Source organism: Salegentibacter lacus (assembly GCF_020164555.1).
Taxonomy (GTDB): domain Bacteria; phylum Bacteroidota; class Bacteroidia; order Flavobacteriales; family Flavobacteriaceae; genus Salegentibacter; species Salegentibacter lacus.
In genome coordinates this window covers 271,545-292,258 of sequence record NZ_JAIQZB010000001.1, presented here as the reverse complement: position 1 = coordinate 292,258, position 20,714 = coordinate 271,545, and the positions used below count along the sequence as shown (strand labels likewise).

The 20,714-nt window shown below is 36.6% G+C and carries 19 protein-coding genes; 12 read left to right on the top strand and 7 right to left on the bottom strand.

Annotated elements, in window-relative coordinates; all coding sequences use genetic code 11:
* Positions 1 to 34: 34 nt before the first annotated feature.
* The 3 genes from LB465_RS01410 to galK form a co-directional block, all read right to left on the bottom strand.
* Positions 35 to 544, bottom strand: a complete 510-nt coding sequence (locus LB465_RS01410; protein ID WP_224466144.1) for a hypothetical protein — start codon at positions 542 to 544, stop codon at positions 35 to 37.
* A gap of 576 nt (positions 545 to 1,120) precedes the next feature.
* Positions 1,121 to 2,161, bottom strand: a complete 1,041-nt coding sequence (locus tag LB465_RS01405; RefSeq protein ID WP_224466142.1) for a UDP-glucose--hexose-1-phosphate uridylyltransferase — start codon at positions 2,159 to 2,161, stop codon at positions 1,121 to 1,123.
* 11 nt (positions 2,162 to 2,172) lie between these two features.
* Positions 2,173 to 3,336 (bottom strand): galactokinase, encoded by a 1,164-nt coding sequence (gene galK, locus LB465_RS01400; RefSeq protein ID WP_224466140.1) that lies wholly within the window; start codon positions 3,334 to 3,336, stop codon positions 2,173 to 2,175.
* Between the two features lie 214 nt (positions 3,337 to 3,550).
* Here galK and LB465_RS01395 point away from each other — a divergent pair, with 214 nt between their 5' ends.
* The 3 genes from LB465_RS01395 to LB465_RS01385 all read left to right on the top strand — a co-directional run bounded on the left by LB465_RS01395 (position 3,551) and on the right by LB465_RS01385 (position 6,272).
* Positions 3,551 to 4,438, top strand: a complete 888-nt coding sequence (locus LB465_RS01395) for a bile acid:sodium symporter family protein (protein WP_224466139.1) — start codon at positions 3,551 to 3,553, stop codon at positions 4,436 to 4,438.
* A gap of 399 nt (positions 4,439 to 4,837) precedes the next feature.
* Positions 4,838 to 5,368: a hypothetical protein gene (locus LB465_RS01390; protein ID WP_224466136.1), complete on the top strand. Its 531-nt coding sequence runs from the start codon at positions 4,838 to 4,840 to the stop codon at positions 5,366 to 5,368.
* A 283-nt stretch (positions 5,369 to 5,651) separates the two neighbouring features.
* Positions 5,652 to 6,272 (top strand): DUF4403 family protein, encoded by a 621-nt coding sequence (locus LB465_RS01385; protein WP_224466134.1) that lies wholly within the window; start codon positions 5,652 to 5,654, stop codon positions 6,270 to 6,272.
* On the opposite strand, the gene LB465_RS01380 is transcribed toward LB465_RS01385, so the two are convergent.
* Positions 6,262 to 7,560 carry a UDP-N-acetylmuramoyl-tripeptide--D-alanyl-D-alanine ligase gene (locus LB465_RS01380; RefSeq protein ID WP_224466132.1) on the bottom strand — a complete coding sequence of 433 codons (1,299 nt, stop codon included), beginning with the start codon at positions 7,558 to 7,560 and terminating at the stop codon, positions 6,262 to 6,264. The genes LB465_RS01385 and LB465_RS01380 overlap by 11 nt on opposite strands.
* A gap of 110 nt (positions 7,561 to 7,670) precedes the next feature.
* The gene (gene gldJ / locus LB465_RS01375) at positions 7,671 to 9,365 is read right to left on the bottom strand and encodes a gliding motility lipoprotein GldJ (RefSeq protein WP_449619096.1); all 1,695 of its coding nucleotides are present in this window, start codon (positions 9,363 to 9,365) and stop codon (positions 7,671 to 7,673) included.
* A 418-nt stretch (positions 9,366 to 9,783) separates the two neighbouring features.
* On the opposite strand from gldJ, the gene porV reads away from it, so the two are divergent.
* From porV to LB465_RS01330, 9 genes are all read left to right on the top strand, one after another.
* Positions 9,784 to 10,938: a type IX secretion system outer membrane channel protein PorV gene (gene porV / locus LB465_RS01370; RefSeq protein WP_224466198.1), complete on the top strand. Its 1,155-nt coding sequence runs from the start codon at positions 9,784 to 9,786 to the stop codon at positions 10,936 to 10,938.
* Between the two features lie 69 nt (positions 10,939 to 11,007).
* Complete coding sequence (cdd, locus tag LB465_RS01365; protein ID WP_224466129.1) at positions 11,008 to 11,490, top strand: cytidine deaminase; 483 nt, start codon at positions 11,008 to 11,010, stop codon at positions 11,488 to 11,490.
* Between the two features lie 107 nt (positions 11,491 to 11,597).
* Complete coding sequence (gene pdhA, locus LB465_RS01360) at positions 11,598 to 12,599, top strand: pyruvate dehydrogenase (acetyl-transferring) E1 component subunit alpha (RefSeq protein ID WP_224466127.1); 1,002 nt, start codon at positions 11,598 to 11,600, stop codon at positions 12,597 to 12,599.
* A 3-nt stretch (positions 12,600 to 12,602) separates the two neighbouring features.
* On the top strand, positions 12,603 to 14,255 hold the full coding sequence (locus LB465_RS01355; RefSeq protein WP_224466126.1) for a pyruvate dehydrogenase complex dihydrolipoamide acetyltransferase: 1,653 nt from the start codon (positions 12,603 to 12,605) through the stop codon (positions 14,253 to 14,255).
* A gap of 69 nt (positions 14,256 to 14,324) precedes the next feature.
* The gene (locus LB465_RS01350) at positions 14,325 to 15,305 is read left to right on the top strand and encodes a M20/M25/M40 family metallo-hydrolase (protein ID WP_224466124.1); all 981 of its coding nucleotides are present in this window, start codon (positions 14,325 to 14,327) and stop codon (positions 15,303 to 15,305) included.
* Positions 15,305 to 15,985: an SDR family NAD(P)-dependent oxidoreductase gene (locus LB465_RS01345; protein ID WP_224466123.1), complete on the top strand. Its 681-nt coding sequence runs from the start codon at positions 15,305 to 15,307 to the stop codon at positions 15,983 to 15,985. The genes LB465_RS01350 and LB465_RS01345 overlap by 1 nt, the downstream gene beginning before the upstream one ends.
* A gap of 3 nt (positions 15,986 to 15,988) precedes the next feature.
* Positions 15,989 to 16,588: a SprT-like domain-containing protein gene (locus tag LB465_RS01340; protein WP_224466121.1), complete on the top strand. Its 600-nt coding sequence runs from the start codon at positions 15,989 to 15,991 to the stop codon at positions 16,586 to 16,588.
* Between the two features lie 10 nt (positions 16,589 to 16,598).
* Positions 16,599 to 17,681 (top strand): mannose-1-phosphate guanylyltransferase, encoded by a 1,083-nt coding sequence (locus LB465_RS01335; RefSeq protein ID WP_224466119.1) that lies wholly within the window; start codon positions 16,599 to 16,601, stop codon positions 17,679 to 17,681.
* 6 nt (positions 17,682 to 17,687) lie between these two features.
* On the top strand, positions 17,688 to 19,130 hold the full coding sequence (locus LB465_RS01330) for a DUF389 domain-containing protein (protein ID WP_224466118.1): 1,443 nt from the start codon (positions 17,688 to 17,690) through the stop codon (positions 19,128 to 19,130).
* Here the strand turns inward: LB465_RS01330 and LB465_RS01325 are convergent.
* Together LB465_RS01325 and LB465_RS01320 are read right to left on the bottom strand one after the other, a co-directional pair.
* Positions 19,127 to 19,894, bottom strand: a complete 768-nt coding sequence (locus tag LB465_RS01325) for an ABC transporter ATP-binding protein (RefSeq protein WP_224466117.1) — start codon at positions 19,892 to 19,894, stop codon at positions 19,127 to 19,129. The genes LB465_RS01330 and LB465_RS01325 overlap by 4 nt on opposite strands.
* The gene (locus LB465_RS01320) at positions 19,894 to 20,631 is read right to left on the bottom strand and encodes an MlaE family ABC transporter permease (RefSeq protein ID WP_224466116.1); all 738 of its coding nucleotides are present in this window, start codon (positions 20,629 to 20,631) and stop codon (positions 19,894 to 19,896) included. The genes LB465_RS01325 and LB465_RS01320 overlap by 1 nt, the downstream gene beginning before the upstream one ends.
* Between the last annotated feature and the right edge of the window lie 83 nt (positions 20,632 to 20,714).

Here is a 20,714-nt window from a genome sequence, read left to right as displayed (position 1 = left end):
ATTCGGTAATTGTGGGAAAAAAGTAAAAAACCTGTTACTCTCTGTTTGCCTCTTCGATTTCTTTCTCAGTTAGATCAAAACTGAAATTCTCTGCTTCAGCCAGATTGATATATAGTTTAATTTTTTCCTTAAATTCTTCAGCGGTGCAATCTGGATAATATTTTTGTAAAGAAACTGAGCGCAAGTTTAAAATATCTTTGTTTTTTAAGGATAACCTGTTCAGAAAATATTCGGTCTTTTCCCGGGTAAAGTAATCTTTATCATAACCGGGCTCTTTATTTTTGATTTTTTCTAATTGCTTAAAAGGAAATCCATCAAGTTCATAATTTTTGCTAATACAGTAATCGAAAATTAATTCTCTCATAATGCTTTCCTGCAGTTCGATGTCGTTTAGGTGTCTTTCTTCTGACTGAATTATATTGGCGGAAATCTTTTCAATTTTAGATTTTACATCTTCAAATTTCATTTCTTTTGGTAAATTAAGGTTGTGAACTTCTAGAAAGACCTTGTAGGTGAGATTTGTTATATCGAGGGAATCGTTCATTGTCTATAAACTTAGCTACGCGTTATGGGCGGAAAATGAATTTAGTTGCAGCTAATTTACCAGACTTAAATGGGATATAGTTACGGGTTTCCGTAAGGCCATTGGAATTTTAGATGTGACTCTATGAGAAACTCTAGTCCTGAGGATAGTAATCATTTTTTGGAAATTCTTTCAGATCTTATAATCCTTCTTTAATAAAAATTAAGTAAAAAATTAGACCGAAATTTCCGATGGGAAGTCAACTTGAGCTTAAATATCAATCAAAATTAATAACCCTGTCAAGTACGTCATCAGCCTATTTATGGATAAAATTCGCTTGATAATTTGAGTTGGTTTTTAAATCACTATGGCGATAAAATTTTTTCAGCCTTATCAGGAACTTTAAGACTTAAGGCTTTCTCATTTTTGCTCCTAATGTAGACTTATAAATAACAGATTTTAATTATAAAATGTTTATTCACAGGAGTATTGGATTTTAAAGCTATTTCTTTGAAAAGTAAAAAATAATTCTCTGAGAAAGAAAGGCTCCACATTTCTGCGAAGCCCTTTATCTGTATAGTTCCAAACTATAGTTTCCTATTGCTTTAAATGATGAATTTCAGGTAGTTCTTTTAAATTATCGGCTGCCTGCTCGGCGGTAATGTCTCGCTGTGGGCCGGCAAACATTTCGTAACCTACCATAAATTTCTTTACCGTGGCCGATCTCAATAGCGGCGGATAAAAACTCATATGAAAATGCCACTCCGGATATTCTTTGCCGTTAGTTGGAGCCTGGTGAATTCCTGAAGAATACGGGAAGGAGGTTTCAAAAAGGTTATCGTATTTTATGGTAAGCTTTTTAATAATTTCAGCAAAAGCTTTTTCTTCTTCAGCATTTAACTGCCCAATATGCTGATAGTGTTTTCTGGGCACAATCATCGCTTCGTAAGGCCAAACTGCCCAGTAAGGAATTAGGGCTACAAAATGTTCGTTTTTAGCTAAAATGCGCTCGTTAAGTTCCAGTTCCTGTTTTAAATAATCGCTTAACAAACTGCTCTTATTTTTCTCCCAGTGATCTTTAAAATGCCTGGATTTTTTTAAAACTTCTGTAGGAATTGATTTCTGCGACCATATTTGTCCGTGAGGATGCGGATTACTGCAACCCATCATCGCACCTTTATTTTCGAAGATTTGAACGTAATTTATATTTTCTTTGCTGCCCAGTTCGTCATATTCCTTTTTCCAAAGACCCACAACTTTAGTAATATCTTCCACTTCCATTAAAGGGAGGGTCAGGGAATGATCTGGTGAAAAGCACACTACTTTGCAAATACCCGTTTCACTTTCGGCTTTTAGAAGTCCGTTTACAAAATCTTCAGTAGTCCCATCGGGAAGGAGGGAAGGGAAGTCGTTTTCAAAAGAGTGAACACCTTTGTAATCGGGATTGGTTTCTCCACCCATTCTTGAGTTTCCGGGACATAAATAGCAGGAAGGATCGTAGGTTTCCCGTTTTTCCTGGTTGTTCTTTTCGGTTTTTCCCTGCCACGGACGTTTGGTGCGGTGAGGTGAAACCAAAATCCATTCGCCGGTTAAAATATTGTATCTTCTATGTGGGTGCTTGTTCAATTCCGTGTTCATATGTTCCTCTTTTAAACTTTAGTAATTTGAGTTCCTTCGTCGGGAACTACTGTTATTGCCGTTGGGATTATATTAAATTTTTCCTGATAGGCTTTTTTTACTTTCTCAACATAATCATCAATTTTATTGGTTTCAATTAAATTGATGGTACAACCGCCAAAACCACCGCCCATCATTCGGGAACCGTAAATAAAACTTTCGTCTTCAGAAAAATCTACCAGAAAATCCAGTTCATTGCAGCTTACTTCATATTGATGTTGCAAACCGCGGTGTGAAGCGTACATTAATTTTCCTAAGGCTTTTAGATCGCCGCTTCTTAAGGCTTTTTCGCTTTCCTGTACGCGGTTATTTTCTTCTAACACATATCGGCAGCGTTTTAAACCTGTAGCTCCAATTTTTTCTTTGAATTCTTCCAACATCTCAAAAGTCACCTGCCTTAAGGATTTTACTTCTGTATATTTTTGCTGAATAATGGCTACCGCATTTTCGCATTCCTGTCTTCGGGTATTGTATTCGCTATCGGCCAGGTTATGGGAAACATTCGTGTTTAAAAGTAATAATTTACAATTCTGAATTTCAGCCGGAATAAATTCTGCTTCCAGCGACTCGCAATCCAACTTTATAAAATGTTCTTTTCTGCTCATTACGGAAGCAAACTGGTCCATAATTCCGCAGTTATTACCCACGAAGTTATTTTCTGCCCGCTGCGAAAGTTTTACGATGTCCATTTGAGAAAGGTTTAAACTGAATAACGAATTTAAACCACCTGCAAAACCACATTCTAGCGCTGCCGAAGAACTAATCCCTGCTCCAATAGGCAATTCACTATTTATAATACAATCAAAACCAGTAAGGGTCTTACCGGATTTCTGAATTTCGTCTATGACCCCCAGTAAATAATTCTCCCAGGAATTATTGCTTTTCGAAATCTTATTTAGATCAAATTCTACATAAATTTCAAAGGTTTCGCTATAAATTCGGGCTGAATTATCACTATCGTTTTTCCTAAATTTAAAATGAATTTTCTTGTCAATGGCCGAGGGCATTACAAAACCCTGGTTATAATCGGTATGCTCGCCAATGAGATTGATCCTTCCCGGTGAGGCTACCTTCACTTCAGCTTTGAAATTTTTAAAATCTTCAGGGATGTTGGTATAATTTTCCGTTGGTTTCAAATACAATTACTTTTTATAGAATTCAAATATAATAAATGTAAAAATTACGTTCATTAATTTATAGAAATTCTTTCACTTTAATTTAATTCTATTCAATTAGAAATCTCAGAATTTTAACGGAGGAAGTTTATTAAAACCTATTGAATTGACATTGAATTTTATTTTTTTGGCCTTATTTGCGAAAACATTAAATTGAATATTTTTTTGAAAGAATATGCAGGAATTTGCCAATGTTTTTATGCCTCTATCTATCGCTCTAATAATGTTTGGGATAGGATTGGAACTAAATTTAAAAAATTTTAGAATGGTCTTTGCTCATCCACGAGCAATAATTACTGGCCTGGCATCTCAATTATTTTTATTGCCTCTAATCGCTTTTTTATTGATCTTTTTCTGGCCTATAGACCCGGTATACAAAATTGGAATTATGCTGCTTGCCGGCTGTCCCGGTGGCACTGCTTCAAATCTTGTTACCAAAATGCTTAAGGGAAGGGTTGCGCTTTCGGTCTCGCTTACGGCCTTTAATAGTTTAATTATTTTATTTAGTATTCCACTGGTTATTCAGTTTAGTTTTGCTGTTTTTGGATTTAATGGGGCAGCAGTAGAACTGAATTTTAGACAAACAACTGGAGATGTTTTATTAACTGTGGTTCTACCCGTGATGAGCGGAATTTTATTAAACGAATTATTCGGACATAAGTTTGGTGATAGATTGCATACATCTTTACGATATATTTTACCGGGCATCATGTTGCTTGCTTTTATTGTGGTTATTTTTTTTGATGAAAATCAAAAAGAAGTAGAATATTTAAAACACTTAAATCTTTTTATACCCCTAATTATTTTTAATTTTACTACAATAATTGCTGGCTATTATGCTGCCAGGCGCATGAAGCTACTGCATAGGTCTGCTTATACTATTGCTGTGGAAATGGGATTGCAAAATAGTGTGCTGGCTTTATTTGTTGCCAATCAGTTATTAAAGGATAACAATATTAGTCTCGTGGCCATTCTGTATGGTAGTTTTTCGCTAATTACAACTTTTCTGGGAGGGTGGATTCTAAAACATTACTTTGGAAAAGAGAAAAACGAGAAGGCTTAAATAAAAATGCCGGCTACATAAAGCTCAAACAGACCCTACTCAGTTTACGCTTTTGCAACCGACATTGTTTAATTGCCAAATTAAATAAGTACGAATACAGATCTATTTGTACTTATGTGTATCAAATTTAGAGCTTTTGTTACTTTCAATTTTACGGTTTTCCGTAAGGATAGTTGTATTCCTTTGCCTTCCATATGATTGACAGGTTATTTTTTTTGAAATAAATTATAAATATTTCTAATAACCTATGGACCACCTTGAGTAGTAAACCTATATGTTTCTTATTTTATAAGTTAAAGTTTTGTTTATCAGCAAATTAGGGTGGAAATACCCAGCCTGAATAAGGTATGGTTTCGTAATTTTAACTAATTGATATTGAAACCATTAAATGTTTTTGTTATGAAAAGTTTTTTTAAAACCATCGTAGCCCCCTGTGTAGTGCTAATTTCCCTTTTAGGAGGGTGTAGTGATGACGATTCCGTAGATCAGTTGCAGGAAGAAGAGTTCTTAAGCGCCCAGATTGACGGGGAAGATTTTATGGTAGATCGTTCGAAGGGATTAATTTCTTGCCAGAAATATTTGAACGATTATGGGGGAATAGATCTTCTGGTAAATGTAGAGACCACTACTGGAGAATTTATGGAATTTTATATTACTGATTATGTGGGCGCCAGAAATTATATTTTCGGAAATAATGTTTTTAATAGAAGCTGGATGAGATACGGAATGACAGACCCACTGGGAGACTGGTATGCAGCCACCGAAAGCAAACTTTTACAAACTACGTTTCCTTTTATTGAAATTCTTGAAGATAGTGGGGATTATGTTAAGGGGAATTTTGAATTTGAAGCTCATAATCAGTCAAATAATTCTATAAAGCTAATCAGGAACGGTAATTTTAATTTTAGGGTAGCTTCTGAATTGGACTAAAATTTATTTTTACCTAAAAAATAGGTGGTTAAAGGATTTCTCGAGTAGTTGGGTGGATCATCCCAGACTTTGCTTTGAAAAGGGTTTTGAAGTAAAATATTAAGAGCTTCAATCCTTTATTGAGATCGATCCTTTAAGGTAGCTTCTTTTTTTTATGGTTTTATAAAATGATCAATCTTCAATAAGATTAAATTTATTTAACTGCGTTTTCAGAATATTTCAGTAGAAAAAACTTAAGTTGTATTTAGGCAAATGCTATACTAACCAAACTGAATATTTACTTATGGATAATCTTTTAGACGACGATAATATTAAATTGAATTTACCGGTTAAAATCAGTTACCGGGTTTTGGAAGAAGTGCTTCAAAAAAAACTAGTAGGAGAGCAAATAGGATTAGAAGATTCTAAAGGCACCGTAAAAAATTATGCTCAAGTGCTTAGGGCAAATCTTGGTAAAAGTCAGATGCAAAATTTTGATCTTACCCTCGATTTAAAGTTGAAGACCCTCACAACTCTTTTTAAAAATAAAGAAGTTACCTTATTGGTTCATATAAAACTTGGCTTCGATGAGGTGGAGCAAGTGATAGATGTGGAGGAGTATGAACTGGAAGGCCAGAGTAAAAGTTGGCTTATGGATAATTCCCTTGAAACTCTTGCTAATACGTTAATCTATAAAAAGATTAAAAATAAAATGAAACTGGATCTTAAGCCGCATATAAATGAACAGCTGGGGAAAGCAAATCAAAAATTGGGAAGCGAAATGGAAGCCGCCCCGGGAGTCTTTCTTTCAGGAAATGTGAATACACTAAAAGTAGCTGAAATAATCCCCGGGGATACCTTATTATTAATTCTTCTGGAAATTAGTGCTTACGGATTCATCAATGTAAAAGAGATTAAGCTTTAGGTTCAAAAACTTCAAGAATTTCTTCTAAAGCCATAGCTCTGGAGCCTTTTATTAGTATGCTGCAGTTTTTTAATTCAGCCAGTTGTAAATGCTTTTTAATGTTTTCAGTATTTTCAAACTTTATAATATTTGGCTTATTGGTCGTGGTTTTCTTGAACTGTTTTCCTACAAGGTAAATTTCAGAAATATTAGCATTTTCAAGGAAGTTCACGACTACCTGGTGCTCGGTTTCTGAAGCAGCACCAAGTTCTCCCATATCTCCTAAAACCACAATTTTGGTATTGCCGGTTTTAGCGTTATTAAAGTGTTGTAATGCGGCCATCATACTGGTAGGATTTGCATTATAAGCATCCAAATAAATTTTATTTGAACCTCGTTCCATTAATTGAGAACGGTTGTTGGAAGGAATGTAGCTTTCTATAGCTTCTTTTATTTCGTTAAAAGGAACTTTGAAATATAACCCTATACAGAGTGCAGCAGCCATATTTTTAGCATTGTAAGCCCCACTCAATTGACTTTTAAATTTCGTATCGTTAAAAATCAACTCAGCTGAATCAGTAGTTTCAGGATAGGTGACTTTTACCTGGGCTTTTCTATTGCTTCCGAAGGTGAAATTATGCTTATAATTAATTTCAAGTCTTTGAACTTCATCATCCAGATTCAGAAAAATGAGCTTTTTGTTATCTTTTAAATATCGGTATAATTCGGTTTTTGCCTGTATAACACCATCTAAACTTCCAAACCCTTCCAGGTGGGCTTTTCCGAAGTTGGTGATAAGGCCATAATCTGGCATAGCAATATTAGAAAGAAATTCAATCTCACCGGGATGGTTGGCTCCCATTTCAATCAATCCAATTTCGGTTTCATCATCCATTGCCAATAAACTAAGCGGTACACCAATATGGTTATTGAGGTTGCCCTGAGTTGCAGTTACAGTATATTTTTTAGAAAGCACGTTGTAAATAAGTTCTTTGGTGGTGGTTTTACCATTGCTTCCTGTAATACCAATAACCGGGATTCCTAAGAATTTTCTGTGAAATTTAGCCAGTTTTTGAAGAGCCTCCAGGGTGTTTTTTACTACAATATATTCTTTATCATTCAGGGCAGCCTCTTTGTTATCTACTATGGCACAAATAGCTCCTTTTGCAATAGCCTTGGCTGCAAATTCGTTACCATTAAAGTTTGCTCCTTTTAAAGCGAAGAAAACGCTTCCGGGTTCAATATTTCGGGTATCGGTAGAAATTCCTGTGCTTACCAGGAATCTTTGATGAATTAAAGCTGTTTTCATATACGCGTTTTCTAAGCTATTTTTAAGTTATTCCGAGGTCAAAATTAAAGCTATAAAAAAAGCCCTAAACAAATAGGGCTTTTATCATAATTTTTAGAAGATAAGAATTTCTAATTTCGTGCTTTTTTATTGTCATCTAAAGATTTTGAACCAACTCTAGACATTGCATTTCTAAATCCAATATAGTCGGTTGCCATATCTTGTGGGAAATATCTGCGTTGTGCCGGGTCTAACCAGTATGCGCGATCTCTCCATGAACCTCCTTTGTAAACTCTAACTTCGTCACTAATAAGGGTGGTTCTATCTGCCGTGTCATATCCACGTCTTTGTGTTCCAGTAGTATCTGTAGTGCTTGCTACATTATAAGTTGGGGAATTATACATGCGTTGAGAATCATCTTCTGCCTCTTGAAATGATTGATAATATCGGCTTGAGCTTTTATCACCATCCCTGAAATTACGTTGATCACTATTGGTATAGTTTGTACGCATATAGGTATCTTCTTCGGTTACCGGTATTTGTGCAATATCTCCCGGGTAAGATCTGGCAACCAGTCTTCCGGTAGCGAGAGTGTCAAATTCAATTTCATCTATACCAACTACTTTTACAGAACCATCTTCGTTAATAGCGTGTTTAGTATAAACATTTCCTCTGTAATAGTTGAAATCGTTAAACTCATCATCAACTATTGGGCGGTAAACATCGGCTACCCATTCAGCTACGTTTCCAGCCATATCGTAAAGACCAAAATCGTTAGGCTCATAAGATTTTACTTCAGCAGTAATATCGGCCCCATCATCACTCCAACCTGCAATTCCACCATAATCTCCGGCACCTTGCTTAAAGTTAGCTAATTGATCGCCCTGTCTTTTTACATCACCGGAACGCGTATATTGCCCATCCCACGGATATTTTTTTCTTCCTCTGTAAACATTGTAATCTCTGATTCCTACTAAAGCAGATGCGGCATATTCCCATTCAACTTCAGTTGGTAAACGATACTCAGGTAGTAAAATTCCATCTTTACGCTGAACATAAGTTTGTCCGCCAAGGGCATTTCCTTCTGCATCAGTATTTTGATTATCTATCATATCCTGAGATTCATCTCCTCCCTGGCTGATTTCAGTATTTCCACCGTATGCCTGGCTAGGGGCATTTAAATAAGTTTCAGTATTAAAAGTGGTTCCCGCTTCAACATCTGTATAGCGAGCTCCTTCTTTAGTGTAGCCTCCTTCCTCTAATAATAATTCGTTTACCCTATCGGTTCTCCATTTACTAAATTCTACGGCTTGTATCCAGCTCACACCAACTACAGGATAATTTCCATAAGCAGGGTGGCGTAAATAGTTGTTTACCATGGTTTCGTTAAAGCCAAGTCTGTTTCTCCAAACAAGGGTATCTGGTATGGCGCCATTATAAATATTCCGAAAATTTTCCTGGGTAGGAGGGAAAACATTTTTCAACCAATCCAGGTATTCCATATACATCATATTGGTAACCTCTGTCTCGTCCATATAAAAGGACTGTACATGTTGTTGGGTAGGAGTGTTGTTCCAGTCGTGCATTACATCGTCTTGCACCTGTCCCATAGTAAAGGTTCCCCCTTCAACGAAAACTAATCCGGGGCCGGCTTCCTGTTCCTTATAATCTGTGTTGTATTGAAATCCACCTTCATCTGAATTAATGTCCCATCCAGTTGCTCTGGAATTATCTTCATAGTCCCGGGAATTATTACAGCTTAGTAAACCAACGCTAAGAACGAGGGTTAAAAAGGTTCTGGAAGCAATATTGATTCTCATATTCATCATCTCTTTTGGTAGAAATATTAGGCTTTGCAATATAGTAATTAACGCTAAAAGTACAAGTTTATTTTATGTTGTCTAAAAGGCTTTGATTTTCTTTAAAACCCTGATGGTCTTGGGGCTTAGGATAGACAAAGCTCTTTGTTGTTTCCTATGTACTGCTAATGCTTACTCTTGGTACACAGGAAAGCAGCAAAATTAAATGTTTTTTATTTAATTGAAGGTTGCCGCACTTAAAAAAGTAGCTAAAATAAGAAACATGCAATATTTTAGCCTTTTTGAAGTTGTAATAGACCTACTCTAATTACATTTAAAACTTTTAGGAAGCAAGATGATTTTAGATCTGTCTTTAATTATTTAAACTTAAGGTCTTTTCTTAACAAGATTATTAGTATATATTTGTTAATCATTAATTAATATGATGAAAAAAATTACAATCTTATTGCTCGGGTTAATTTTAAGTTCTCAATTTAAAATGACCGCCCAGGAAGAGAGGGATAGAGTTATAACTACCGCAGTTCCTTTCTTACTTGTTGCAGCAGATGCACGAGCGGCCGGAATGGGAGACCAGGGAGTAGCCACATCGGCCGATGTTTTTTCACAACAATGGAATCCCGCGAAATATGCTTTTGCAGCCAGTGAGCACGGGATAGGTGTGTCTTACACTCCTTACCTGAGTGATATTGTAAGTGATATCTTTCTCGGAAATATTAGTTATTACCATAGAATTAATGGCAGGAGTGCTGTTGCTTCCAGTTTAAGATATTTTAGCCTTGGGAGTATAGAGCGAAGAGCCAGTTTTGAACAAGCTCCATTAGTAGTGAATCCCAACGAACTCACCTTTGATGTTTCTTATTCTTTACGTTTAAGTGATAATCTTTCTATGGCAGTTGCAGGGCGTTACTTACACTCAGATCTTGGGTTGCAGGACGAAGAAGATTTGGGAGCGGCTAATAGTTTTGGGGTAGATGTGGCTGCATACTATCAGAGTAATCAAATGGTTTTTTCAAACTTTAACGGAGTTTGGAAAGCGGGAGCGAATATTTCAAATATTGGTCCTAAGATGAAATATGAAGATGCAGGGCAGGAAAATTTTATTCCAACAAACTTTAAAGTAGGAACCGGTTTCGATTTTATTTTTGATATAGAAAATCGTTTAGGGGCTTATGTTGAATTCAATAAACTTTTAGTTCCTACACCAAGAGATTTTAATAATGATGGTGAAATTGATGCAGAAGACGATGCCGAATATAATGATATAGGAGCAATAGAAGGAATTTTTACTTCCTGGGGTGATGCTCCGGGTGGTTTTGGAGAAGAACTTCGAGAAGTAACCTGGGCGCTGGGAGCCGAATATATGTATCGCGAAGCCTTTGCATTTCGCGCTGGTTATTTTAGCGAAAGCCTTACTAAAGGTTCCAGGAGATTTGCTTCTTTTGGAGCAGGTTTTAAATATGAGCAGGTAAACATAGATATTTCCTATTTATTTTCTACTTCGCCGGTACCAAGTCCTTTGGAAGGAACCTTGCGTTTTGGACTAACTTTTAACTTTGGAGATCAATTTGCAATCTATTAATTATTTCAGATCATTTAATATTTGCTGCTTTACAGGTTTCTGTTATCTTTCCCTTCCAATAATTTTTATATGAAGCCATTAAAAGTCACCTCAAATTTTGAGGTTTATGATTCTGTAGAAGAACTTCCGCCTGCTATTCAGGATTTGATGAAAAAAGCCGTTGTGGTTCGTGATAAGGCCTATGCGCCTTATTCGCAATTTAAAGTTGGGGCTGCTTTAGCGCTAGATAATAATGAAATTGTAACCGGTAGCAATCAGGAAAATGCATCTTATCCCTCGGGTTTATGTGCAGAACGTACCGCGATTTACTATGCCGGTGCCGCTTTTCCCGATGCTCAAATTCAAAATATTGCAATTTCAGCAAAATCAATGAAGCATTTGGTTGAAGCTCCAGTGCCGCCTTGCGGTGCCTGCAGGCAGGCGTTAGTGGAATATGAGGTTAAACAGAAAGCCGATATTGCCGTTTATTTTATGGGTGAGAGTGGCAAAGTGATGAAGGCAAATTCTATCAAAGATTTACTACCTTTAATCTTTGATAATTCGGCTTTATAACGTTTTCGTTATTTTTGCTTAAAAACTGTTTTCCATTCTTATTGAAAATAGTATTTTTGTTATCCGCTTGGCAAACCCATCTGTCTGGCTTAAAATTAATAAGTTAAATGAAGAAAGTAACAAAAGCCACGTATTTAAAGTGGTACGAGGATATGCTGTTTTGGCGTAAATTTGAAGATAAACTTGCGCAAGTTTACATTCAGCAGAAAGTAAGAGGTTTTTTGCATTTGTATAATGGGCAGGAAGCTATCCTGGCTGGTGCCCTTCATGTAATGGACCTGGAAAAGGATAAAATGATCACCGCCTATCGTAACCACGTGCAGCCAATTGGTATGGGAGTAGATCCTAAACGAGTAATGGCAGAGCTTTTCGGAAAAGGGTCTGGTACATCGCAAGGTCTTGGTGGTTCTATGCATATTTTCTCAAAAGAACACCGTTTTTACGGAGGTCATGGTATCGTAGGGGGCCAAATTCCACTTGGTGCCGGTCTTGCTTTTGCAGATAAATACTTTAAACGCGAAGCGGTTACACTTACCTTTTTAGGAGATGGTGCTGCTAGACAGGGTTCTCTTCATGAAACTTTAAATATGGCCGTGAAATGGAATTTACCGGTGGTATTTTGTGTAGAGAATAATGGGTATGCCATGGGAACTTCGGTAGCCAGAACTTCTAAGGGAACAGATATCTGGAAACTTGGGAATGGTTACGAAATGCCTTGTGGGCCTGTAGATGCTATGGATCCTATTAAAGTGGCAGAAGCTTTAGATGAGGCGATTAAAAGAGCTAGAAAAGGTGACGGGCCAACATTTTTAGAAATGAAAACCTATCGTTACCGTGGTCACTCCATGAGTGATGCTCAAAAATATAGGACAAAAGAAGAAGTTGCAGAATATCAGGAATTAGATCCAATCACTAAGGTGTTGAAGATAATTAAGGATAAAAAGTATGCTTCAGAAGATGAAATAAAAGAGATCAACAAACGCGTTAAGGATAAAGTATCTGAATGTGAGAAATTTGCCGAAGAGTCAGATTTCCCAGAAAAGAACGTGATGTATGATGTTGTTTACGAACAGGAAGATTATCCGTTTTTAGCACATAAACCTCAGTAAATTATGGCAGAAGTAATTAATATGCCGCGTTTGAGCGACACCATGGAAGAAGGTGTTGTTGCAAAGTGGCTAAAGCAAAAAGGTGATAAAGTTGAAGAAGGAGATATCCTTGCCGAGATTGAAACCGATAAAGCTACAATGGAATTCGAGTCTTTTTACGAAGGAACTTTACTTCATATTGGTATCGAAGAAGGCGAAACCGCCCCTGTAGATACTTTACTTGCTATTATTGGTGAGGAAGGCGAAGATATTTCTGAATTGCTGAAAGGTGACGGAGATTCTAAGAAAGATAAAAAAGAAGATAAGTCAGATTCTGATGATGAAGATGAAGACGAGGGCGAAGACGAAGCTGAAAGTGATGGCGATAGCGACGATGGAGGGATTCCTGAAGGCGTAGAAATTATCACTATGCCACGTCTAAGCGATACCATGGAAGAAGGTACCGTTGCATCCTGGTTGAAAAAGGAAGGTGACAAAGTAGAAGAAGGAGATATTCTTGCCGAGATCGAAACCGATAAGGCTACAATGGAATTCGAATCTTTTTACGAAGGTACTTTGCTTAAAATTGGTCTTGAAGAAGACGAAACGGCAAAAGTAGATAGTCTTCTTGCTATTATTGGACCTGAAGGAACAGATGTGTCTAATGTTTCATTAGACGGGAAGTCTAAAAAGAAATCTTCAGGAAAATCTGAAAAGAAAGACGATAAATCTGAAGGAAAAGAAGAAAGTAAATCTTCAGAAAAGAAATCTTCAGATGCTACAAAAGACGGTGGAAGAATTTTCGCTTCCCCACTTGCCAAGAAAATGGCAGAAGATAAAGGTATAGATCTTTCAGATGTTGAAGGTAGCGGAGGGAATGGTCGTATCGTGAAAAAAGATATCGAAGATTATAAACCTTCAGAAAAATCTGCGGAAGTAAAAGAAAGTAAAGGGGAAGCTGCTGCAGCACCACAACCTTATGTACCTGCAGGAGAAGAAAGCTTTGAAGAGATTAAAAACTCTCAAATGCGTAAAACCATCGCGAAAAGACTTGGTGAATCTAAGTTTAACGCGCCGCATTACTATCTTACTATCGAGGTAGATATGGCAAACGCAATGGCTTCTCGTAAACAAATTAATGAAATGCCAGACGTAAAGGTTTCCTTTAACGATATGGTAATTAAGGCCAGTGCAATGGCACTTCGTAAACACCCACAGGTAAACAGCCAGTGGACCGGCGAGTCTATGAAAATCGCTAAACACATTCATATGGGTGTTGCGGTAGCGGTAGAAGAAGGCCTTGTGGTTCCTGTTTTGAAATTTGCCGATCAAATGTCTATGACCCAAATCGGGAACAATGTAAAAGACGTTGCCGTTAAAGCCAGAAACAAGAAATTGCAGCCGAATGAGATGGAAGGAAGTACTTTTACTGTTTCTAACCTTGGTATGTTTGGTATTGTTGAGTTCACCAGTATCATTAACCAGCCAAACTCTGCAATCCTGTCTGTAGGAACTATTGTTGAAAAACCAGTAGTGAAAAACGGACAAATCGTGGTAGGAAATACAATGAAATTGACCCTTGCCTGCGATCACAGAACAGTAGACGGTGCAACCGGTGCTGCTTTCTTGAAAACACTTAAAACTTACATGGAAAACCCGGTAACTATGTTGGCATAAACCTGGTTTATAGAAATAACTAATTATTAAAATCCCGCAGCTTTGCGGGATTTTTTTATCTTTAACGGTATGAGAAAAATCACACTTAATTTCACCTTATTGGCCGCGCTTCTGTTGTTTTCTTATTGTGGAAATACACAAGCGGTTCAAACTTCCGAAGAAGTGAAAACCAGTTTAAATACAAATGTTCAGCAAGCTGAAGTTGAAGAATTGCTGAATTATTTGTCTTCAAACGAATTAGAAGGAAGGCAAACTGGTATGGAAGGCATCGAACTTGCCGCGCAAAAAATAGAAAGCATTTTTGAAGAAAATAATCTTCAGAAATATTTTGATACTTACCGTCATAATTTTGAAATTGATGGGATAGAAGGATTCAATGTAGTTGGAATGCTGGAAGGGAATGACCCCGAGCTTAAGGATGAATTTATTATTCTGGGAGCGCATTACGATCATATAGGAATCCAGGATCCGGTAGAAGGCGATTCTATTGCTAATGGTGCCAACGATAATGCTGCGGGAACTGTAGCTGTAGTAGAGCTTGCCAAGAAATTCGCTGAAATTGATGATAATAAACGAAGCATTATGTTCGTATTATTTTCAGCGGAAGAAATGGGACTGGTAGGAGCAAAGAAAATTGCACAAAGGCTTAAGCAAGATAAGCTTGATCTTTACACTTTGTTCAATTTTGAGATGATTGGAATTCCTATGAATGATAAAGATTATATTGGTTATCTCACCGGTTATGAGAACTCTAATTTCGCTGAGAAATTCAATGAATACTCAGGTGAAAAAGTACTTGGATTTTTACCACAAGCCAAAGAATACAATCTATTTAAACGAAGCGATAATTATCCGTTTTTTGAGGAATTCAATGTTCCGGCGCAAACAATTTCAACTTTCGATTTTACCAATTACGATTACTATCATCACGTAGCCGATGAAGCTGAAAAACTTGATGTAGGACATATGACTAATGTGATTGAAAGCGTAATCCCGGGAATTTTAAAGATGGCTAATACACCTGAAAAGGAAATAAAATTGAATAAATAATGAAACATATTGTCATAACAGGAACGAGCCGGGGAATTGGCTTTGAAATGGTGAAACTTTTTGCCGAAAAAGGATATAAAGTACTGGCGCTTTCCCGCAACGACAAACCGGTTTCTGAGCTGAGATTAGACAACGTAACTACTTTTTCCTGTGATATTTCAAAGACGGAAGATCTTGAAAAGGTTTCAGCATTTATAGAAGCTAAATGGGGAAAAGTAGATGTTTTGATCAATAATGCAGGTGCACTTATAAATAAACCTTTTGAAGAAATTTCCAAAGAAGAATTTCAGAAAATATATAGTACCAATGTTTTTGGGGTAATCGGTTTAACTCAAAAATTATTGCTATTTATGAATAAAGATTCGCACGTTGTGAATATTAGTACGATGGGCGGAGTGCAGGGAAGTGTTAAATTCCCAGGGCTTTCGGCTTATAGTTCCAGCAAAGCTGCGGTGATCACTTTGACCGAGCTTTTAGCCGAAGAATATAAAGAAAACGGACCTTCTTTTAATGTTTTGGCTTTAGGTGCGGTACAAACCGAAATGCTTGAAGAAGCATTTCCCGGGCTGGAAGTGCCGCTTTCAGCAAAAGAAATGGCGGAATATATTGCCAATTTTAGCCTTACCGGGCATAAATATTATAATGGTAAATTGCTTCAGGTATCTAATAGTACGCCGTAGCCAATGAGAGAAATCCTTGAAAGATATATTCCTGAACGAGCAGTTCCTCCGGTTTTTGAAATGATTAAAGCCAATAATGTTCATTTAAAAATTGTAAACGAGCGTAAAACCAGGCACGGTGATTACCGAAGAATGCCTAATGGGGCACAGCAAATTACGGTGAATGCTAATCTAAATAAATACCGTTTTTTAATTACTTTGGTGCACGAAATAGCGCATTTACTAGCTTTCGAAAAATTTGGAAGACAAATAAAGCCACATGGTCAAGAATGGAAATTTACTTTCAGGGAGTTAATGTTACCATTTATAAGACCGGAAATTTTTCCGTCAGGATTGCTTCCGGTAATTGCCCAACATTTTAGAAATCCTAAAGCCAGTAGCGATACCGATGCAAAACTATCGGTGGCGCTTAAAAGTTTTGATCCGGAGAACGATAAAAACTATATTTTTGAAATTCCTATTGGAGGAATTTTCAGAATCTATAACGGTAAGACGTTTAAAAAAGGGGAAAGAAGAATAAAACGCTACGAATGTCTGGAAGTAGATACGGGAAAGGTTTATTTGTTTCAGCCCAATGCAGAAGTAGAGTTGCTTAAAAATTAATTCCTTTTTTATGAAAAACACAAATCATTACGCGATTTTAATGGCCGGTGGGATTGGTTCCCGCTTTTGGCCTATAAGCACTTCTAAATATCCTAAGCAATTTCAGGATATTTTGGGTGCAGGTTCAACTCTTATTCAAACCACTTTTCATCGTCTAGCGAAGCTAATGCCTAAAGAGAATATTATAATTCTCACTCACAAAGAATATAAAGCTGCCGTAAAGGAACAACTGCCGCAGGTTAAGGATGAACAGATTGTACTGGAGCCAGAAATGAGAAATACAGCTCCCAGTATATTACTTGGCGCTTTAAAAATTAAAAAGAAGAATAAAGATGCGCTAATACTGGTTGCGCCGAGTGATCACTGGATTCAGGGCGATATCGAATTTCAGGAAAATATAGAAGCAGCTTTTAAAATTGTTTCCGAAGAAGATAAATTAATCACCCTGGGAATTAAACCAACTTTTCCTAATACCGGGTATGGTTATATTAAATATAAAGATGAAGAAGGGGAAGACGCAAAACCGGTCTTGAAATTTACTGAAAAACCTTCTTTTAAAAAGGCTGAAACTTTTTTAAAAGAAGGGAATTATGTTTGGAATGCAGGTATTTTTATTTGGAGTGCCAATTTTATTCTGGATAGCTTTAAAAAACATCAACCGGAAACTTACAGACTTTTTGAAGCAGGAAATGATGTTTATAATACTGATAAAGAACAGGAGTTTTTAGATGAAAATTACCATAAAACGCAGAATGTTTCCATAGACTACGCTATTATGGAAAAGTCTGATAGCGTGTTTGTGATTCTTGCAAAATTTAAATGGAACGATTTAGGAACCTGGAAATCCATCGAGGATGAACTACCTCAGGACGAACATAATAATACTATTGTAAACGGACGTCTCCTTCCTTTTGATGCTACCGGAAATATTATAAAAACTCAAAATAATAAAGTGGTGGTCTTAGAAGGACTAAAAGACTTTGTGGTAGTAGAAAATGATGATGTATTATTAGTTTTTCCAAAAGAAAAAATACAAGAAATAAAAGGATTGCGGGAAAAAGCTATTGAGAAATTTGGAGACGATCTAGGTTAAAACTATATGGATAATAATCAAAAACCTGAAAATAACCAAACTCCCGCTTCCCAGCAAAAATCGGAAGATTTAGGTGCAAGTGCTAAAGGGATTTGGGAGAATATAAAAGCACTTATTAGAGAGCTTTTAGAAATTAGACATGATACCGATAGAGAGTCTACCGTAGAGGCGGTAAAGAAAGATATTTCTTTTAAAGGGCATAACGCCTGGATTCTTATTTTCTCCATATTTGTAGCTTCTGTAGGGCTTAATGTGAGCAGTACGGCGGTTGTTATTGGGGCAATGCTTATTTCTCCCCTAATGGGACCAATAGTAGGTGTAGGAATGTCTGTGGCTATAAACGATGTGCTCACCCTTAGAAAATCGTTCATTAACCTCGGTTTAATGGTTGGGTTGAGTGTGCTTACCGCTTATATTTATTTTCTTGTTTCTCCGGTTAAAGAAGAAACTCCAGAACTTTTAGCCAGAACTTATCCAACCATTTTAGATGTTTTTGTAGCTATTTTTGGTGGTTTGGCACTAATTGTCGCTAAAACGAAAAAAGGAACAATAGCCAGTGTAATTCTGGGTGTGGCAATTGCAACTGCTCTTATGCCGCCACTTTGTACGGTGGGTTATGGTTTGGCCATTGGTAACTGGTCTTATGCGGGAGGTGCTTTGTACCTTTTTTCTATTAATGCGGTATTTATCGCACTTTCTACTTTTGTAGTAACCAAAGTACTTGACTTTCCTTTAGTAAAGTATGTGAATAGTAAAAAACGGAGAAGAACGGCTCAAATAGCTTCAACCATCGCTGTAATTGTAATGATTCCCAGTGTGATTTTATTTGTTTTCTTGCTTCAGGAACAGTTATTTGAATCTAAAGCCAAGGAATTTATATCGACTGTGATGCGATACGAAGGCACTGAAACCATAAAATCTTCCTATGATTATAATGAGAAAAGCATTGAAGTTTATCTAATTGGTAAGCGCGTACCTCAAGCCACAATTGCAACCTGGCAGCGGCAAATAGACGATGTAGAGGCTCTAAAGGAAACTGAATTAATAATACACCAGGGCGCAGATCCTACGGGAGATTTAGATCAGCTTTCTACACGAGTTAGGAGTGGTATTCTTGAAGACCTTTACATGAAAAATCAGGAGCTTATTGAGGATAAAGATGAAAAAATAGCTCTTTTAGAAAATGAAATTTCTAAATATCGTGGTGATGGATTTTCGTTCAGCGATTTAAGTCAGGAAGCGAAAATAAACTATGAAGGGATAGACGAATTAGGATATTCTAATCTTATTACTACTAATTTCTCAAAAACCGATACAATTCCAACTTTTACCGTTGGCTGGAAGGAGAATTTAAATGCCCGCCAGATCAATCAAGAAAAACAACGCTTTGAAAAGTGGTTAAAAGTTCGTTTAAAATTGGATACGCTTCAGGTAAAATCGGTTAATTAGAGGCCTTTTTGCTGGGCTTCCCTTACTTTTTGGAATAGATTAGAAGAATAAACAAAATCAACTACCGTTTCATCATCGGTCTTAAAAATTTGTGATTTATCTCCCTTCCAGGCTAAAACCCCATCTTTTAAAAAGGCGATTTTTTCACCAATTTCTAAAACCGAGTTCATATCGTGGGTAATGATAATAGTAGTAATATCATATTCATGTGTAATTTCCTGGATAAGTTGATCTATTACCGTGGCAGTTTTAGGATCCAAACCGGAGTTCGGTTCATCACAAAACAGATATTTAGGTCGGTTCACAATAGCACGGGCGATAGAAACCCTTTTTTGCATACCTCCACTAATTTCTGCAGGAAGTTTTTTCTCAGAGCCTTCCAGGTTTACTCGTTTTAAGACTTCTTTTACTCGCTCCAGATTTTGCTTTTTTTTCTTTCTGTGAGTAAACATTCTTAAAGGGAACATAACGTTCTCTTCAACCGTCATAGAATCAAAAAGGGCGCCACCTTGAAAAATCATCCCTATTTGCTTACTAAGGTCTTTCTTTTCGTCTTCGGTAAATTCAGAATAAGGTTTTCCGTCATATTTTATAATACCTTTTTCCGGTGTTAATAATCCAAGCATACATTTTAAAAGTACACTTTTACCGGAACCAGATCCTCCAATAATAAGGTTCGTTTTACTTTTTTCAAACGTATAATTAATACCTTTTAAGATTTCCTCACCATCAAATCCTTTATGTAAATTCTCTACTTCTATCATTAGCTTAGTAATAATTGGGTTACTGCGTAATTTGTGATAATAATAACCACACTGGTCCATACAAAAGATGTGGTACTGGCTTCACCAACTTCCAACGCCCCACCTTTCATATAATAACCGTGATATGCGGGAATTGTTGCCAGAATAAAGGCAAATAAAAATGTTTTTATAAAGGCATAGACAAGATGAAAAGGAATAAAATCTTCCTGAAGCCCTTGTACAAAAAGATCTGGTGGAACAAAACCTCCAAAAACTGCTGCTGCGTAAGCTCCAAAAACACCCAAAAACATTGCAATGGCGATTACAAAGGGATAGAATAACATTGCGATAATCTTTGGAAAAATAAGGTAATTCAAAGAATTAATACCCATTACTTCCAGCGCATCAATTTGCTCGGTTACGTTCATAGAACCTATACTGGAGGTTATATAGGAGCCCACTTTACCCGCCATAATTATAGAAATAAAGGTGGGAGCAAATTCCAGGATTATAGATTGCCTGGCCGCATAGGCGATAAGTGTTTTGGGAATTAATGGATTATTTAAATTTAAGGCCGTTTGTAAAGCCACTACAGCTCCAATAAAAAATGACAGAAAAGCCACAATTCCCATGGAGCCAATTATCAAATCATCTAATTCTTTAAGGATTAAACCTCTTAAAACCGAACCTTTTGTCATTCGGTGAAATGTTCCCTTCAGCATTAAAAAATATTCCCCAATGGAGTGTAGATAGTTCATTAAGCAATTTTTGTAAAGCTAAAATACTAAAAAATTACTCCAAAGTATTTAACGTAGAATTAATCTTTAGCCTCATAAGTTTA

What these genes read in the sequence shown, in the direction of transcription:
- LB465_RS01410 (WP_224466144.1), bottom strand. Translation starts at nt 544, where the DNA reads ATGAACGATTCCCTCGATATAACAAATCTCACCTACAAGGTCTTTCTA.
- LB465_RS01405 (WP_224466142.1), bottom strand. Translation starts at nt 2,161, where the DNA reads ATGAACACGGAATTGAACAAGCACCCACATAGAAGATACAATATTTTA.
- LB465_RS01395 (WP_224466139.1), top strand. Translation starts at nt 3,551, where the DNA reads ATGCAGGAATTTGCCAATGTTTTTATGCCTCTATCTATCGCTCTAATA.
- LB465_RS01390 (WP_224466136.1), top strand. Translation starts at nt 4,838, where the DNA reads ATGAAAAGTTTTTTTAAAACCATCGTAGCCCCCTGTGTAGTGCTAATT.
- LB465_RS01385 (WP_224466134.1), top strand. Translation starts at nt 5,652, where the DNA reads ATGGATAATCTTTTAGACGACGATAATATTAAATTGAATTTACCGGTT.
- LB465_RS01380 (WP_224466132.1), bottom strand. Translation starts at nt 7,560, where the DNA reads ATGAAAACAGCTTTAATTCATCAAAGATTCCTGGTAAGCACAGGAATT.
- gldJ (WP_449619096.1), bottom strand. Translation starts at nt 9,365, where the DNA reads ATGAATATGAGAATCAATATTGCTTCCAGAACCTTTTTAACCCTCGTT.
- porV (WP_224466198.1), top strand. Translation starts at nt 9,784, where the DNA reads ATGAAAAAAATTACAATCTTATTGCTCGGGTTAATTTTAAGTTCTCAA.
- cdd (WP_224466129.1), top strand. Translation starts at nt 11,008, where the DNA reads ATGAAGCCATTAAAAGTCACCTCAAATTTTGAGGTTTATGATTCTGTA.
- pdhA (WP_224466127.1), top strand. Translation starts at nt 11,598, where the DNA reads ATGAAGAAAGTAACAAAAGCCACGTATTTAAAGTGGTACGAGGATATG.
- LB465_RS01355 (WP_224466126.1), top strand. Translation starts at nt 12,603, where the DNA reads ATGGCAGAAGTAATTAATATGCCGCGTTTGAGCGACACCATGGAAGAA.
- LB465_RS01350 (WP_224466124.1), top strand. Translation starts at nt 14,325, where the DNA reads ATGAGAAAAATCACACTTAATTTCACCTTATTGGCCGCGCTTCTGTTG.
- LB465_RS01345 (WP_224466123.1), top strand. Translation starts at nt 15,305, where the DNA reads ATGAAACATATTGTCATAACAGGAACGAGCCGGGGAATTGGCTTTGAA.
- LB465_RS01340 (WP_224466121.1), top strand. Translation starts at nt 15,989, where the DNA reads ATGAGAGAAATCCTTGAAAGATATATTCCTGAACGAGCAGTTCCTCCG.
- LB465_RS01335 (WP_224466119.1), top strand. Translation starts at nt 16,599, where the DNA reads ATGAAAAACACAAATCATTACGCGATTTTAATGGCCGGTGGGATTGGT.
- LB465_RS01330 (WP_224466118.1), top strand. Translation starts at nt 17,688, where the DNA reads ATGGATAATAATCAAAAACCTGAAAATAACCAAACTCCCGCTTCCCAG.
- LB465_RS01325 (WP_224466117.1), bottom strand. Translation starts at nt 19,894, where the DNA reads ATGATAGAAGTAGAGAATTTACATAAAGGATTTGATGGTGAGGAAATC.
- LB465_RS01320 (WP_224466116.1), bottom strand. Translation starts at nt 20,631, where the DNA reads ATGAACTATCTACACTCCATTGGGGAATATTTTTTAATGCTGAAGGGA.